Source organism: Oscillibacter ruminantium GH1 (assembly GCF_000307265.1).
In the GTDB taxonomy this organism is placed as follows: domain Bacteria; phylum Bacillota; class Clostridia; order Oscillospirales; family Oscillospiraceae; genus Oscillibacter; species Oscillibacter ruminantium.
The window spans coordinates 255,275-270,197 of record NZ_DF158897.1 but is presented as its reverse complement, the minus strand read 5'-3'; the positions used below and the strand labels follow the sequence as shown (position 1 = coordinate 270,197).

The following is a 14,923-nucleotide window of genomic DNA, read 5'->3' as shown; positions in this document are numbered from 1 at the left end:
CTGTCTATTGGACCAACATTATGTAATTCTCCGCCAACACCATTGTAAGTGAAGAGATTATCAACTCGATATCTTTTTCGCATGCACTTAAAATCGGCTATATTAAGAGAAGAGTTAAGGCCCGGACGGGATAAAGCAGCGAGTAGAAAATCCGAAAACCATTGAAAACAAAGGCTTTTGGCCATTATCTCAATCACCGCAACCCGCCAAAAAACCGTCCATTTCTTATGATTTGGACGGTTTTTATAGTTTTTTATACCATTTAAATTTGGCATTTTAAATATTTGGGATATAATGGACACACGCGATACAGTTTTGGGGCGTTGGCGCACAAAAAAGGACGATACCCAATACAGGCTATCCCAAACCTAAAACAGTCTGTCCACATAAACAATGGCGCTACTCAAAGATGACGCCTAAATTATCCGCCAGGAATGCCACATCCCTGCTCTGAGAGAGCAGAAACAATGCGACATACTCTACACACGGAGCTTGACAGGAAGACAGCAACAGCCCCAGCCGCGGAACCTCCGCAGCTGGGGCTGTTTGTGGCGTTATTTTGTCAAAAGCTCATAGCCGTTGGAAATCAGTTCCCGTTCAATATCGTCCACATGCTGAGTGTTCCGCGTCTCCAAAACCATAGACACGATGCACGCGCCCACGTCCGAGTGCTTATCTTCTCGAGCGTGGTTTACGCTGAGGATGTTTGCCCCCGTGTTTGCCACGATTTGGAGAAGACCCAAAAGGCTGCCCGGCTTATCCGCGATCTTGGCGGAAAACTCCGCCAGACGGCCCGATTTGGAAAGCCCCTTTGTGATGATGCGGGACAGGGTTGTCACATCCACATTGCCGCCGGAGACAAGGCACACGGTCTTCCGGTCGGTCACATCCACCTTGCCGAACATAACGGCGGCCACTGGAGTGGCCCCCGCGCCCTCGGCCACGGTTTTTTGATCTTCCATCAGCGCCAAAATCGCGGTGGCGATTTCATCGTCTTTTACGGTGACGATCTCGTCCACATATTTGGCGCACAACTCAAATGTCAAGTTCCCCGGCTTTTTCACGGCGATGCCGTCCGCGATGGTGGAAACACCCGACAATTCCATCGGGCGCCCCTCTTTTTGAGAGACATACATGCTGGCTGCGCCGGAGGCCTGCACCCCGATGACACGGCAGGAGGGCTTCAGACTTTTGATGGCGCATGCCACGCCGCCAATCAATCCGCCGCCGCCGATGGGGACCACCACTTGCTCCACCTCCGGCAGCTGCTCTAAAATCTCCAAACCGATGGTGCCCTGCCCGGCCATTACCAGCTCGTCATTAAAGGGATGCGCAAAGGTGTAGCCCTTTTCCTCGGTGAGCCGCTGGGCCTCTGCCGCCGCGTCGTCATACACGCCGGGGACCAGAATCACCTCCGCGCCATAGTTCCGGGTGGCCTCCACCTTGCTGATGGGAGCCCCGGCGGGCATACAGATGATGGACCGGATGCCCAGCTTTGTGGCGGAAAGGGCAATGCCCTGCGCGTGGTTTCCGGCGGAGCAGGCAATCACGCCGCGCTTTCCTTCCTCCGGTGTCAGAGAGCGGATCTTGTTGTATGCACCCCGCAGCTTGAACGCGCCGGTCAGCTGAAGATTCTCGGACTTAATGAACACATTTTTTCCCAGTTTCTTTGCGGGGTTCAGCGGCGTTACCCGGGCCACGCCCTTCAGCGCGGCCTGCGCATCCTGAATCATTTCCAGAGTCAGCATATGGTTCCCTCCTGTACAGACGTTTCAGACCGGCAATCGGTCAGGCAAGAAAAATACGGGTGCGTCCCGTTCATTTTGCGCGTCTACCTCACAGGCTCACGCCCTCTATCCACCGAAAACAGAGACGTGTATTCTGCATAAGCACAAACACGCGTCAGTTTGTCTTTTCTAATTGCCATTATACGGGCGCTGGAAGAAAAATGCAATACGCAGTATCTCCAAAGGTTTGTGTTCTAAATAGACACTCTCGTGAAAAAAACGTGCTTTTTTGGTGCAGAAGGAAACAAGACCGCGGCAAAAGCCACGGTCTTGTTTCCTGTATGAGCCCACCGTGTCCTGCCGCGGAGGGCTTAAAGAAAGGGGAGAGTAATTTTAATGCTTTGCCTTCAGGGGTGTGGCAGCAGCTCTGCGGCGGCCGTACCAGAGAATGACACCCACGTAAACAACGGCGGCGCACACACCGATGATATAAGCGCCGGTCCAAGGAACATGGAAGCCGATCTTGGCGTTCATGATGTAGGTCACCGTGACAAAGGCATAGAACGCGCCGGGAATCAGGGGAACCCAAACGAATTTACCCTTGCCGTTTTCAAACATCCAGACGGAAATAGCCAAGAAGGCGAACAGAGACAGCGTCTGGTTGGACCAAGCGAAATAGCGCCACAGAGTGCTGAATCCGGTGGGGTTGCTCTTGGCAAACACAAGGATTACAGCCACCAGCGCAAAGATGATGGAGGAGAGAGTCAAACGCTTGGCGTTGGAGCTCTGGTCAAGGTGGAAGGACTCCGCGATGGTCAGACGCAGCGCCCGCAGCGCCGTGTCGCCGGAGGTGATGGGAAGAACGATGACGCCCAGCAAAGCGACAATGCCGCCCACGTTGCCCAAGATGTGCTTGCAGACCACGCCGATGGTGTCGGTGGCCAGAGAAGCGTCCGCTGCCTGCAGACCCAGATTGTAAACGCCCATGGCGCCCGCAGCCCAGACCATGGCAATGAAGCCTTCCAGAACCATCATGTTGTAGAAGGTCATGCGGCCCTGCTTCTCGCTTTTCACGGTGCGGGAGATAATAGCGGTCTGCGTGGAGTGGAAGCCGGAGAGAATGCCGCAGGCCACGGTGATGAAGAAGATGGGGATGAAATGATTTTCGCCGAAATAGTCGCCGTAGGCGATCAGACCGCCGTTCCAGTTGTCCCAGACGTTCAGCAGGGGATAACCCTGAACGAACAGACCGATGAACACGCCCACTGCGGAAAACAGCAGAATTGCGCCAAAAACGGGATAAATCTTGCCGATGATTTTGTCGATGGGGAACACAGTGGCGATCAGATAGTAAGCAAAGATTACGCCGTAAATTACCCAAGTGGAAACGGATGTAGCGGCTCCATCAAAGCCGAAGACCTGCTTGGCGGCAATGTCGCCGGGGGTGTAAATGAATACCGCGCCCACCAGCAGCAGAAGCACACTGACAAACACCTGATAAACGCCGTAAACACCTTTGTTGCTGTACTTGCGGATCATTTCCGGCATCTGCGTTCCGCCGTCCCGCAGGCAGATCATGCCGGAGAAGTAGTCGTGCATTGCGCCGCCGATGATGTTGCCGATGGGAATGGTGAGAAATGCGATGGGCCCGAACAAAATGCCCTGGATGGGCCCGATGATGGGACCTGTGCCGGCAATGTTGAGCAGGTTAATGAGGCTGTTTTTCCATTCCTGCATAGGGACATAGTCCACACCGTCCTGCTTGGAATAAGCGGGTGTCTCGCGCCCGTCCGGACCAAAGATCTTTTCGCAGAAACGGCCATAGACCGCTGCTCCTCCCACAAGAATCAGAAGTCCAATGAGAAAGGTTGCCATAGAAATACACACACTCCTTTTTTTACCGCCAAAGCGGCTACGCTAGTATCTGATAAAAATGATAGCATGTTTTTCCAAAAAATGGTGTTCAGAAATTACTTGAAAAAATTCAGACTTTATCATAGACAAGTTCAATTTTGTTAAAATCTTGCTAATAAATGGCTTGTCTCCCCCATTAAAGTAATCGAATACTTTCTAAAAGCGCGGCCGCGCGGGGAACTGGGAAAAGAAAGAGAGTTGTTGCCCACTAAAAAAAGGGAAGAGTCTCCTTTGGAGACTCTTCCCTTTTTCAACGAATTGCTCTGCGGCTTCGCATTTCCCCGCCGGAAAAGCGCCTGCCACGGCAAGCGGCTTTACTCCCCTTCGGCAAGGCGATAGCCCACGCCCACCTCTGTGAAGAGATATTCCGGTTCCGCCGGATTTTTTTCCACCTTCCGGCGAATATTTGCCATATTGACCCGGAGAATCTGATTGTCGTCTCCGGCCCGAGGGCCCCAAAGTTCCTTGATAATAAAGTCATAGGTTAAAACCTTGCCCGCGTATTTCCCCAGCAGAGCGACGATGCGGAACTCGCTGAGGGTCAGCTTTGCGTTCTCGCCGTTTACCAGCACCTGATGCTTGTTATAGTCAATGGTCAGATCGCCCACCGAATAGGTCCCCTTGCGGGCAATTTCGTCGTTGGTGGAAGTGGTGCGGGTGTGACGAATAGCCGCTCGGACACGGGCCAGCAGCTCTCCGGTGCCAAAGGGTTTTGTGAGATAGTCGTCGGCGCCCAAATCAAGGGCCGCCACCTTATCCTGCTCGTGATCCCGGGCGGAGACTACCACCACCGGCAGGCTGGACCAAGACCGCAGACTTTGAAGAATATCCAGCCCGTCCATATCCGGCAGGCCCAGATCCAAAACAACCAGATCCGGACAGTGGGAAGAGATCATGGACAGAGCCTCCGTCCCTGACCGGGCCTGCACTGCCTCATAGCCGTTATTGTCCAGTATGGTCGAAATAAATCGGGAGATGCTCTTCTCATCCTCGACCACCAATATTTTTTCTCGGATATTCACTGTGCTTCCTCCTTTGTCAGGGGCAGGTAGAAGAAAAATTCCGCGCCGCCGCCCGCTATATTTTGAGCCTCCATAAACCCTCCATGTGCGCGCACAATCGTGAGGCATACCACCAAGCCCAAACCCATGTCCCGCTTGCCGTCGCCAGAAGCTGTCTCGCTGCGCTTCAGCGTTCCGTCAAACAGACGGGGCAGCTGATCCTTGGGGATTCCCTGCCCGTTGTCCCGAACAGAGAATTTGGCCAGATTCCCCTGCTGCGCCACAGAGAGAAAGACATGGCTGGTGGTTTCACCATGACGCACCGCATTTTCCAAGAGGTTTGCCAGCACCTGCTCGATGAGGATTGCGTCCATCGGCACCATCAGCAGCTCCTGCGGGGCTTCCACGGTGATGTCCACATTCGGAAACCGCTTGCGGAATTTCCGCACAGTCTCGCCCAAAATTTCCTCTGCCGCCTCGTCTTTTTTGGTAATGTGGGCCTGCCCGTTTTCTCCGATTCGGGTAACGGACAGCAGGTTTTCCACCACACGAATGAGCCACTGGGCCTCGTCCCGCACATCGGTCAGGAGATCTTTCTGCGCCGCTTTGGAAATCGACGGATTTTCCAAAATGGCAGAGGTGGACCCCACAATGGACGTCAGCGGGGTGCGGATGTCGTGGGATACGGAGCGGAGAAGATTTGCTCGCATTTTTTCCATTTCATTCTCTGCCCGCAGACGCTCTTGCTGCTTCACCTGCGTCGTCATGGCGCTGGTGACAACGGAAACCATGAGAAACGTCAAAAAGGTCAGCGGATAGCCGGAAATTGCGAAATTGATGGCTCCGTATGGATAAGTAAAGGTGTAGTTCACGGCGATGACCCCTACGACGGAGGCCACCAGACCGAAGAGATAACCGTTTGTCAGCCGGGAGATTAAAAGCACCGCCAGCACAAAAATGGGAGAGGCGAAGCCGTCGCTGGTGTCGGCGGACAGCAGAAGCGTACAAACTGTGGCCGCGCAGAACAAAATCGCGACGCACACCAACAAGTCCTGCAAACGAAAGGGAAACAACTGCTTAAAAATGGATTTTTCCGAATGCATGACCTTCCTCCTCTTTCCTATAAAAATCAAGTTTTGCAGTCGGGCTGAAAATGGAAGTCTCTGTAACCGCCGGTTATGCAGACAGGTAAACCCAAGTAATCAAAAAAAGCAGTGCTTTTCACCACTTTCGGCTGCATTCTTGGCAACGGCACTTCCCGGCGGGCAAAATAGCGAAATAGCCTGTGCTTATTATAGCATAGCTGCCGCTAAGTTTCCGCTAATTTTTTGTCGGTTTCTGTCGCCGGGTTTCAACCGTTGGCGCTTGCGCAGTTTTGCTCAAAATTTATTCCAATGGAGGAAAGTGTTGGAAACAATAGAAATACCGCACCCGCTTTTTTCATATGGCGCATGAAAATCGTTTTTTCACAAACTATAATCGCGAAAACCCGCAAAAGTATCACAAGAAAAGGAGTGACCTGAGTTTGGAAACGGGAATCCATAATACCTCGGAAATCGGGCGGCTCAAGCGTGTGCTGCTCCATCGGCCGGGAAGAGAACTGGAAAATCTGATGCCGGAATATCTGGAGCGGTTGCTGTTTGATGATATCCCTTATCTTCGGGAGGCCCAAGAAGAGCATGACGCCTTTGCCGACTGCCTGCGCCAAAACGGCGTGGAGGTGGTCTACCTGACGGATCTGGTGCTCAAATCCATTTCGGACAAAAGTGTTCGGGAGGATTTGGTGCGTCAGTTTGTGGAGGAGGCAGGCATTCGCGAGGAGCGGATGCGGGAAACAGTGTCCGATTATCTCACCGATCTGCCTGACCGGGAGATGGTGGACGCCATGATGGCCGGTATCCGCAAGCAGGAGCTGCGCACCGGCGGAGAAAAACTGGGCGATTACCTGGTGGCGGCGGAGGAGGACTATCCCTTTGCCGTTGACCCCATGCCGAACCTCTATTTCACCCGCGATCCCTTTGCCACCATCGGCGCGGGCGTGTCCATTCACAAAATGCACACGCCCACCCGCAACCGTGAGACGCTGTTCGGCAAGTTTATTTTCGAGCATGACCCGGAGTTTCAAAAGACCCCCCGCTGGTATGACCGGGGCGAGACGACCTCGCTGGAGGGCGGCGATATTCTGATTCTCTCGCCCGAGGTTCTGGCGGTTGGCATCTCCCAGCGCACACAGGAGGACTCTATCGACGCTTTGGCGGAGACGATCCTCTCTGAGAGCGAAACGTTCAAAAAAGTGCTGGCGTTCAACATCCCCAAGACCCGGTCGTTTATGCATTTGGACACGGTGTTCACCATGGTGGATCGGGACAAATTCACCGTTCATCCCAATATCTTGAGCCAGATCACTGTGTTTGTTATGGAGCTGGATAAAAACAACAAGATGTCCATTCGTCAGGAAGACGGACGGCTGGAGGACATTTTGAAGGAGCATCTGGGCCTCGACAAGGTGACTCTGATTCCCTGCGGACAGGGCAGCGAGATCGACGCCGCCCGCGAACAGTGGAGCGACGGCAGCAACACCCTCGCCATTGCCCCAGGCGAAGTGGTGGTCTATGCCCGGAACTATGTCACCAACCGCTCGCTGGAGGAAGCCGGCATCAAGGTCCACACCATTCCCAGCGCAGAGCTGAGCCGTGGCCGCGGCGGCCCGCGGTGTATGTCCATGCCGCTGTGGCGGGATGATCCCTGACAGGGCGGTTCCCGTCCGGAGGAAAACCGCGGACTTTTGACAAGAAATGCCCCTCCGGTGACGGGAAGCGTATGCTGACGATTTATTGTAATGAAAAAGGAGAATATCCATGGCTGTTAATTTGAAAGGCAGAAGTTTTCTGACGTTGATGGACTTTACCCCGGCGGAGATCCGGTACCTTCTGGATCTGGGCCACGACCTGAAAGCCAAGCGCCGCGCCGGAATCTGCGGCGAAGCGCTGAAGGGCAAGCACATTGTGCTGCTGTTTGAAAAGACCTCCACCCGCACCCGCTGCTCCTTTGAGGTGGCCGCCACGCAGGAGGGCGCCCATGTGACGTTTTTGGACGCAGGCAGCTCTCAGATGGGCAAAAAGGAATCCCTTGAGGACTCCGCCAAGGTGCTGGGCCGTTTTTTTGACGGCATTGAATACCGGGGCTATGAGCAGTCCGCCGTGGAGGGCCTTGCCAAATGGTCCGGCGTTCCGGTGTGGAACGGTTTGACCGACGCGGATCACCCCACTCAGATTCTGGCGGACATGATGACCATTGAGGAGCATTGCGCCAAGCCCTTGAACAAGGTGAAGGTGGTGTTCCCCGGCGATGTGCGCAACAACATGTCTCGGGCGTGGATGATCGGCGCGGCAAAGATGGGTATGCACTACGTGGCGCTGGGGCCGGAGTGCATGGCCCGGGAGCTGGACGGCGCGTTTTTAAAGGAAGTCTTCGCCGTGGCCCGCGCCAACGGCGGTCTGATCGAGATCACCGACGATATGAACTCCGTGAAGGACGCGGATGTGCTCTATGGCGATATTTGGGCGTCCATGGGCGAGGAAGCTCTGATCCCCGACCGGGCCAAGCTGCTGGCTCCCTACCGCGTGACCGAGGAGACGCTGGAAGCCACGGGCAATCCGGAGGTGCTGTACCTCCACTGCCTGCCCTCTTTCCACGACTATGAAACCAAGGTGGGTAAGGAATGGCAGGAGAAAAACGTGGATATCCGGGAGGTTACCGACGAGGTCTTCCGGGGACGCCACAGCGTGGTCTTTGACGAGGCGGAAAACCGGATGCACTCGATTAAGGCGGTGCTGGTGGCCACTATCGGCAGGTAAAAGGAGGGCCGCTCATGGCCAAGAGCAAGTTCAAAATGCCCACCGCCTACACTATTTTATTTTTGCTGATTATTCTGGTGGCGGTGGCGACATGGTTTATTCCCGCAGGCAAATACGAGTATCTTAACGACGTGCCGCAGGCGGGCACGTATCACGCCGTGGAATCCAATCCGCAGGGCATCGGAGACGTGCTTCTGGCGTCGTTCAACGGGTTTTATGATGCGGTGGACGTGTGTGTGTTCATTCTCACCGTGGGCGGATTCTTGGGCGTGGTGATGAAGACCGGGGCGGTGGACGCAGGCGTTTCCAACGTCATCCGCCGTCTGAACGGAAAAGAAAAATGGCTCATCCCCATCTTGATGCTGCTGTTCGGCTTGGGCGGCACCACCTATGGCATGTGGGAGGAGACGATGGCGTTTTACCCGCTGCTGATTCCCGTATTCCTTGCCGCCGGATATGATGCGGTGGTGGGAATTTCGGTGATTTTATTGGGCGCGGGTACCGGTGTGATCTGCTCCACCGTGAATCCCTTTGCCACCGGCATCGCGGCGGGCTTTGCCGGCGTGTCGCTGGGAGAGGGCATCGTTCTGCGGATTTTGCAATGGATTGTTTTTGAAGCGGTGGCCATCTGGTTCGTTATGGCTTACGCCGCTAAAGTCAAGCGTGATCCCTCCCGGTCCGTGGTGGGCGTGGGTGCAGGCAAACTCCACGTCAGCGCCACGGAGACTGCCCCGCTGAATGCCCGACGTAAGGCGATCCTGACGGTGTTTGCCATCACATTTCTGGTGATGATTTACGGCGTGATCCCCTTTGACGAGATGGGCCTTCCCCTGCCCGCGCTGGGCTGGTGGTTCCCGGAGCTGTCCGCCCTGTTTTTGGTAGGCAGCATCGTGGTGGGCGCGGTGGACCGGATGGAGGAATCGGAGATTGCGGAGACCTTTGTGGGCGGCTGCGCGGACCTTTTGGGTGTGGCGTTCATTATCGGTATCTCCCGGGGTATCACCGTTTTGATGAACGCAGGCGCTATTACGGACACTGTGCTCCACTGGGGCGAAAACGCCCTGTCCGGCGCTGGTTCCATCGCGTTCACGCTTCTGGTGTATCTTATCTATCTGCCGCTTTCCGTCCTAATTCCCTCTTCCTCCGGCCTTGCAACGCTTTCGGTGCCCATTCTTGCGCCGTTGGGCGGTTTTGCCGGAGTGGGCGGCGATCTGGTGGTGACAGCCTTCCAGTCCGCGTCCGGCCTTGTCAACATCATCACGCCTACGGCGGGCGTGGTCATGGGTGCGCTGGCGCTGGGACATGTCCCCTATGATCGGTGGTTCAAGTACGTGTGGAAGCTGATCCTCTATTTCTTCCTGCTGACGCTTGCCTTCCTGATGCTGGGCGTGTGGCTGTAAAACAAAAAAACATCCGCGGAAATTTAGCGTCACTCAAATAAGGATGTTTTTAAGGCGTCACTGTTTTGATGAACGGTGACGCCTTAAATTTGCGTTATGCTTTCATTGCAATCAACTCGATAAACTCCGAATTATTGAGTTGAAGATTATGCTCATAATCTCCCCGATAAACGGGCATTTACATTCAGTCGCCCGGCTCAATCACATAGCTGGAGAAACCCTGCTCCCCGTTCACATTGTAAAGTCCGTAGAATGGCAGCTCAGAACCGATCTCATCGCCGTAGCCGGACATCCAGCGTTGATACCCCTCAGGCAGATCCGCAACCGGCGTGCCCGGCAGATAAATCAACAGTTCCGTTGCATCGTCCAGACCGTAAGGCTCTGTATAGGAATAGGTCCAGTCGTATCCTTCCACCACCGCACGTTCTTCGGTACCGGATTCCCGTTCGTAGGAGATGGATTCCAACTGTACAGAGTAAGTATCGTCATTCACCTGTATCGGCTGAGAGAATTGCCCGGTGAAATCGCAGAGATAGGTGGTTTGAGCCCCCAGTTCACTGTCCATATATTCACCGCTGAAACTGCCGTCCTCCGCAATGTTAAGTACTGTACACCAGCCGCCTGCGCCGCTGCCAAACCAGAACTGAAGATTGGAAACATCAGCAAAGGAAAATGCGGCGGAATGTTCCTCGCCGGACGAAACTGCGATTTGTTCCGGCGTACTTTCACCAGGCGTTGTCTTGTCGGTATTTCCACAGCCGGTCAATCCGAAGGCTACTGCTATAACTGCGAGCACAATCAACGCAATAGAACGCTTTTGGAATTTTCTCACATCGTTACCTCCACAAATTCCGATTTATTACTGCCTTTATGGGATGATTGTATCATCGAACCGTCGATAGCACAATGTCAGACAATTCTGTTTAAAATCTGTGCCTATGATTGTGGCAAGCGTCCTATCTGTCTGACATTCGCCTTTGTACCGATAGACTCCCGATATCGCAGAACAGGAAAGCCGTAGGATTGCTTATCGCATATCCTACGGCCAATCTTACCCACCGACAACATCCTTATGAACGGGACTCTTTCTCCGCGGATGTTTTTTTATAGAAAGATAAATCAATAGCACAAAATAAGACCCTTTTCCATGGCGTAAAAACTGGTCAGGCCCCGGCAGGAGAGAAGTTCCACGCTCTTTACCGGCAAATCCTTCAAGATCAGTTCCTTCAGCTTAACGGCTCCCGGCAGGTTCTGGCAGTGGGAGATGATAACCTCTGCACCGGTGCAGTCCTTGCTGGCGGCCATCTGCTTGATAATGGCCTGAAACGTCTTCGTTTCGCCCCGGGCCTTGTCCGCCACATGAATGGTGCCCTGCGGGGTGGCCTCCGCGATGACGTGAATTCCCAGCGAATGAAGCAGGTTTCCCACTAGCGGGCGCATCCGCCCATTCTTGATGAGATTGTCGAAATTCTCCAGTGTAAAGGTGGTGCGCAGCGCCGCCTGATAAATCCGCAGCTGGGCGCAGATTTCCTCAAAGTTGGGCACTTCGGCCTGCTCGATCAGCGCTCTGGCCCGGCGGGCCAGCAGCACCAGACATCCGGCGGTACTCTTGGAGTCGATGACGCAAATCTTTTTTTCCGGATGCTCCTCCAGCGCCAGATCCCGGCCCATCATGGCGGAAGAACAAGTGCCGGAGAGGTTGGAGGAAATGGTAAAGCAGATGGAGCAATCCGTCGTGGAAAACGCCTGAGCAAATGCGGCGGGAGAGGGACAAGCCGTGGATGAGGCTCCCTTTTCCTCCTTCATGCATTCCAACAGGCGAGAAATGGTGAGACTCTCGTCGTCCAGAAATTCCTGCTCTCCCACCAAAAGCCGCAGAGGTACGGAGGTGTAACGGATGGCGTCGTCATTCCCGCCCGCGGAGGGCAGGTCGGCGCTGCTGTCGCAGACAATATTCCAGGTCATAAAAACTCCTTTGAAGACTCCTGACCGGAATGAATTTCGTCAGGGTCCTCGCGTAATCTAATTCTTAATATCACATTACATCATCTGGGGTGATTTGTCAATGCAAAATATGAGGGCAGAAGTCTGCCGATTTTACATTGGCATCGCGCGCTTGACATTTGCAGGCTCCGGGCATATACTGTAAAAGTTCATTTTAGAACAGTTTTATTTTGAACTGTCAGGAGGCGGCGTATGCATTTAGGCGCTTCGGAAATTTTAAAACTGAGCCGTCAGTTTGAACGGTACTATACCAGCCAGTTCGCTCCCCTGCTGGCGCGGACCGGCCTGAGCATAAACGAGGTGCATGTTCTGCTGTTTCTGGCCAACAACCCGGGGCTGGACACGGCTCGAGATGTGGCGGAGCTGCGGGGTCTTGGAAAATCCCAAGTTTCTCAGGCGGTGGAGGGGCTTTCCAAACGGGGCTTCCTTCGCAGGGAGGCGGACGGCGGCGACCGGCGGGTGGTGCATCTTTTGATTGCGCCGTCTGGCGAACCGCTGGCCCGCGAGGCGCAGAGAATTCAGGGCCGCTGCGCCCGAGACATCACCTCCGGACTAACGCCGGAGGAGCGGAGCCAGCTGGAGACGCTGGCGGAAAAAATTGCGTCCGGCGTGGAAGCGCTGGCAGGAAAGGGATCGTAAACTCATGGAACAACAAGGCGCGGATTTGCGCAGTGGAAAGGTCGGCAAGCTGCTGTTTTCGCTGGCGCTGCCAACGGTCACGTCGCAAATTGTCAATATGCTGTACAATCTGGTGGACCGGATTTACATCGGCCACATTCCGGGAGTGGGCCGGGCGGCGCTCACGGGCGTGGGGGTTTGTCTGCCTATTATTATGCTGATCACGGCGTTTTCCTCTCTGGCTGGCGCGGGCGGCGCGCCAAGGGCGTCCATCGAGGAGGGAAAGGGCAACCCGGAGGAATCGGAGCGGATCATGGGCAACTGTCTGACGCTGCTGCTGATTGCCTCCGTGGTGCTGACGGCGTTCTTCGTCCTGTTCAACCGCCCCATCCTTCTGTCTTTTGGTGCCAGCGCGGACACCATTGACTATGCCGTTGCTTATATGCGCATTTATGCGCTGGGAACAATTTTCGTCCAGCTGACGCTGGGGATGAACATTTTCATCACCGCGCAGGGCTTCAGCAAGGTCAGTATGCAGACGGTTTTGATCGGCGCGGGACTGAACACCGTGCTGGACCCCATTTTCATTTTTGCGCTGAATCTGGGCGTTCAGGGCGCCGCGCTGGCAACCATCCTCTCGCAGGCTGTCTCGGCCGTTTGGGTTCTGCGCTTTCTGATGGGGCGCAAGACCAAGTGGCGGCTGAAGCGGCAGTACCTGCGCCCACGGGCAAAGGTGGTGCTCCCCTGCGTTGCGCTGGGACTGTCGCCGTTTATCATGCAGGCCACAGAGAGCGTTCTGGCGGTGTGCTTCAATACCTCGCTTCTGAAATACGGCGGCGATATCGCCGTGGGCGCAATGACGGTGCTGACCAGCATCATGCAGTTTGCTATGCTGCCGCTTCAGGGACTGACTCAGGGTGCCCAGCCTATTATCAGCTATAATTACGGAGCCAGACTGCCCCAGCGCGTGCGGGAAGCGTTTAGACTGCTGCTGCGGGTGTGCGTGATTTACTCCGCGTCGCTGTGGGCGTTGGTCGAGCTGTTTCCCGGGATTTTTGTCCGCATGTTCAACAGTGATCCGGAGCTGGTGGCCTATGCGGTACCCGCGCTGCGCGTGTATATGGCGATGTGCTGCATCTTCGGCATCCAGATTGCCTGCCAGCAGACCTTTATTGCGCTGGGCAACGCAAAAAGCTCGCTGTTTCTGGCAGTTCTGCGGAAAATCATCCTGCTGATCCCGCTGATCTATATCCTGCCCAATTTCTTTGAAAATCAGGCATTTGCCGTGTTTTTGGCGGAGCCGGTGGCAGACACGATGGCTGTTTTGACCACGGCGATCATGTTTGCCGTTCAGTTTAAGAAATCCATGAAAAGGCTGGAGGCGCCTCCTTGGGAAAAATAAGCACAAAGAGAAAACAGGCGGCCACAATCCAATTGTGGCCGCCGTGTTTTATTTGGGAATGGAGTTTCTCACCGCACAATAAAGCAAAATTTAGCGGAGCCTATTGATTTTTGGGGTTTTCCGGGTTATACTGGTCGAAATTCAATACGTCTGCCACCGGGTAGAAATGCGTAAAGCATTCGTTTGCACATCGTTAGGTCTATGAAGATGTGTATGCGGGTGCTTATTTTTTTGGAGGCTATATGAAAAAGCTGAACGCCCTGTTTCACTATTTTTCCAGAGGAGAACGGACCCTGTGGTTTGGCTCCGTGCTTGCGATTGTGATTGCCTTCTGCCTGTTTGACCGCGACAATTACTTAACGCTGATGGCCTCTCTGATCGGCGTTACTTCGCTGATTTTTAATGCCAAAGGAAATTCCTTTGGTCAGCTCCTCATGATTATTTTCAGCCTGCTATACGGCGTCATATCGTTCTCCTTTTCCTATTATGGAGAAATGATGACGTATCTTGGAATGACAATGCCAATGGCAGTATGCGCCCTGATTTCTTGGATAAAAAATCCCTACAACGGAAATAAGGCGGAGGTAAAAGTCAATCATCTGTCCCAAATGGAATGGGGGTTTCTGTGGGTTTTAACGACTCTGATTACGCTAGTGTTTTATTTTATTTTGGAGTATTTTTATACGGCAAATATCATTCCAAGCACGATATCCGTCACAACAAGTTTTGCGGCAGTCTATCTGACGTTCAGAAGAAGCCCGTATTACGCCATCGGATACGCCGCCAATGACATTGTGCTGATTGTTCTATGGGCGTTGGCAACGCTTGAAGAGACCTCCTATTTGTCCGTTGTCGTTTGCTTTCTGGCGTTCCTCGTCAATGATGTTTATGGATTTATCAATTGGCGCAAAATGGGCAAACGGCAGGCTGAAAATGCATAAAAGTACGCAGAGATTCTCCCTTTGCGGGAAGCGTGATCCCATTTGACGCAGTGAAGGGA

Annotated in this window: 12 protein-coding genes; 6 read left to right on the top strand and 6 right to left on the bottom strand. The window is 54.1% G+C overall.

Annotated elements, in window-relative coordinates; genetic code table 11:
• Positions 1 to 554 precede the first annotated feature (554 nt).
• The 4 genes from ilvA to ON16_RS05800 form a co-directional block, all read right to left on the bottom strand.
• Positions 555 to 1,748 carry a threonine ammonia-lyase gene (gene ilvA / locus ON16_RS05815; RefSeq protein ID WP_040660279.1) on the bottom strand — a complete coding sequence of 398 codons (1,194 nt, stop codon included), beginning with the start codon at positions 1,746 to 1,748 and terminating at the stop codon, positions 555 to 557.
• A 372-nt stretch (positions 1,749 to 2,120) separates the two neighbouring features.
• Positions 2,121 to 3,602 (bottom strand): carbon starvation CstA family protein, encoded by a 1,482-nt coding sequence (locus ON16_RS05810; RefSeq protein WP_040660277.1) that lies wholly within the window; start codon positions 3,600 to 3,602, stop codon positions 2,121 to 2,123.
• 353 nt (positions 3,603 to 3,955) lie between these two features.
• Positions 3,956 to 4,663: a response regulator gene (locus ON16_RS05805; RefSeq protein WP_040660276.1), complete on the bottom strand. Its 708-nt coding sequence runs from the start codon at positions 4,661 to 4,663 to the stop codon at positions 3,956 to 3,958.
• Entirely contained in the window at positions 4,660 to 5,745 is a 1,086-nt protein-coding gene (locus ON16_RS05800; RefSeq protein ID WP_040660274.1) for a sensor histidine kinase, read from the bottom strand. Before ON16_RS05800 ends, ON16_RS05805 begins: the two co-directional genes overlap by 4 nt.
• Before the next feature lie 422 nt (positions 5,746 to 6,167).
• On the opposite strand from ON16_RS05800, the gene arcA reads away from it, so the two are divergent.
• The 3 genes from arcA (at position 6,168) to ON16_RS05785 (ending at position 9,899) form a co-directional block, all read left to right on the top strand.
• Positions 6,168 to 7,391, top strand: a complete 1,224-nt coding sequence (gene arcA / locus ON16_RS05795; protein WP_040660946.1) for an arginine deiminase — start codon at positions 6,168 to 6,170, stop codon at positions 7,389 to 7,391.
• 109 nt (positions 7,392 to 7,500) lie between these two features.
• A complete protein-coding gene (gene argF / locus ON16_RS05790) occupies positions 7,501 to 8,499 on the top strand; it encodes an ornithine carbamoyltransferase (protein WP_040660273.1) in 999 nt (332 codons plus the stop codon).
• 14 nt (positions 8,500 to 8,513) lie between these two features.
• Positions 8,514 to 9,899 carry a YfcC family protein gene (locus ON16_RS05785; protein ID WP_040660271.1) on the top strand — a complete coding sequence of 462 codons (1,386 nt, stop codon included), beginning with the start codon at positions 8,514 to 8,516 and terminating at the stop codon, positions 9,897 to 9,899.
• A gap of 184 nt (positions 9,900 to 10,083) precedes the next feature.
• On the opposite strand, the gene ON16_RS05780 is transcribed toward ON16_RS05785, so the two are convergent.
• Both ON16_RS05780 and ON16_RS05775 read right to left on the bottom strand, forming a co-directional pair.
• The gene (locus tag ON16_RS05780) at positions 10,084 to 10,731 is read right to left on the bottom strand and encodes a hypothetical protein (protein ID WP_051131567.1); all 648 of its coding nucleotides are present in this window, start codon (positions 10,729 to 10,731) and stop codon (positions 10,084 to 10,086) included.
• A 287-nt stretch (positions 10,732 to 11,018) separates the two neighbouring features.
• Positions 11,019 to 11,864, bottom strand: coding sequence for a DegV family protein (locus tag ON16_RS05775; RefSeq protein WP_040660269.1), 846 nt, complete (start codon positions 11,862 to 11,864; stop codon positions 11,019 to 11,021).
• Between the two features lie 231 nt (positions 11,865 to 12,095).
• Here ON16_RS05775 and ON16_RS05770 point away from each other — a divergent pair, with 231 nt between their 5' ends.
• The 3 genes from ON16_RS05770 (at position 12,096) to pnuC (ending at position 14,864) form a co-directional block, all read left to right on the top strand.
• Positions 12,096 to 12,542, top strand: a complete 447-nt coding sequence (locus ON16_RS05770) for a MarR family winged helix-turn-helix transcriptional regulator (protein ID WP_051131566.1) — start codon at positions 12,096 to 12,098, stop codon at positions 12,540 to 12,542.
• A 4-nt stretch (positions 12,543 to 12,546) separates the two neighbouring features.
• The gene (locus ON16_RS05765) at positions 12,547 to 13,923 is read left to right on the top strand and encodes an MATE family efflux transporter (RefSeq protein ID WP_040660267.1); all 1,377 of its coding nucleotides are present in this window, start codon (positions 12,547 to 12,549) and stop codon (positions 13,921 to 13,923) included.
• A gap of 242 nt (positions 13,924 to 14,165) precedes the next feature.
• A complete protein-coding gene (gene pnuC, locus ON16_RS05760; RefSeq protein WP_051131565.1) occupies positions 14,166 to 14,864 on the top strand; it encodes a nicotinamide riboside transporter PnuC in 699 nt (232 codons plus the stop codon).
• The last annotated feature ends 59 nt before the right edge of the window (positions 14,865 to 14,923 follow it).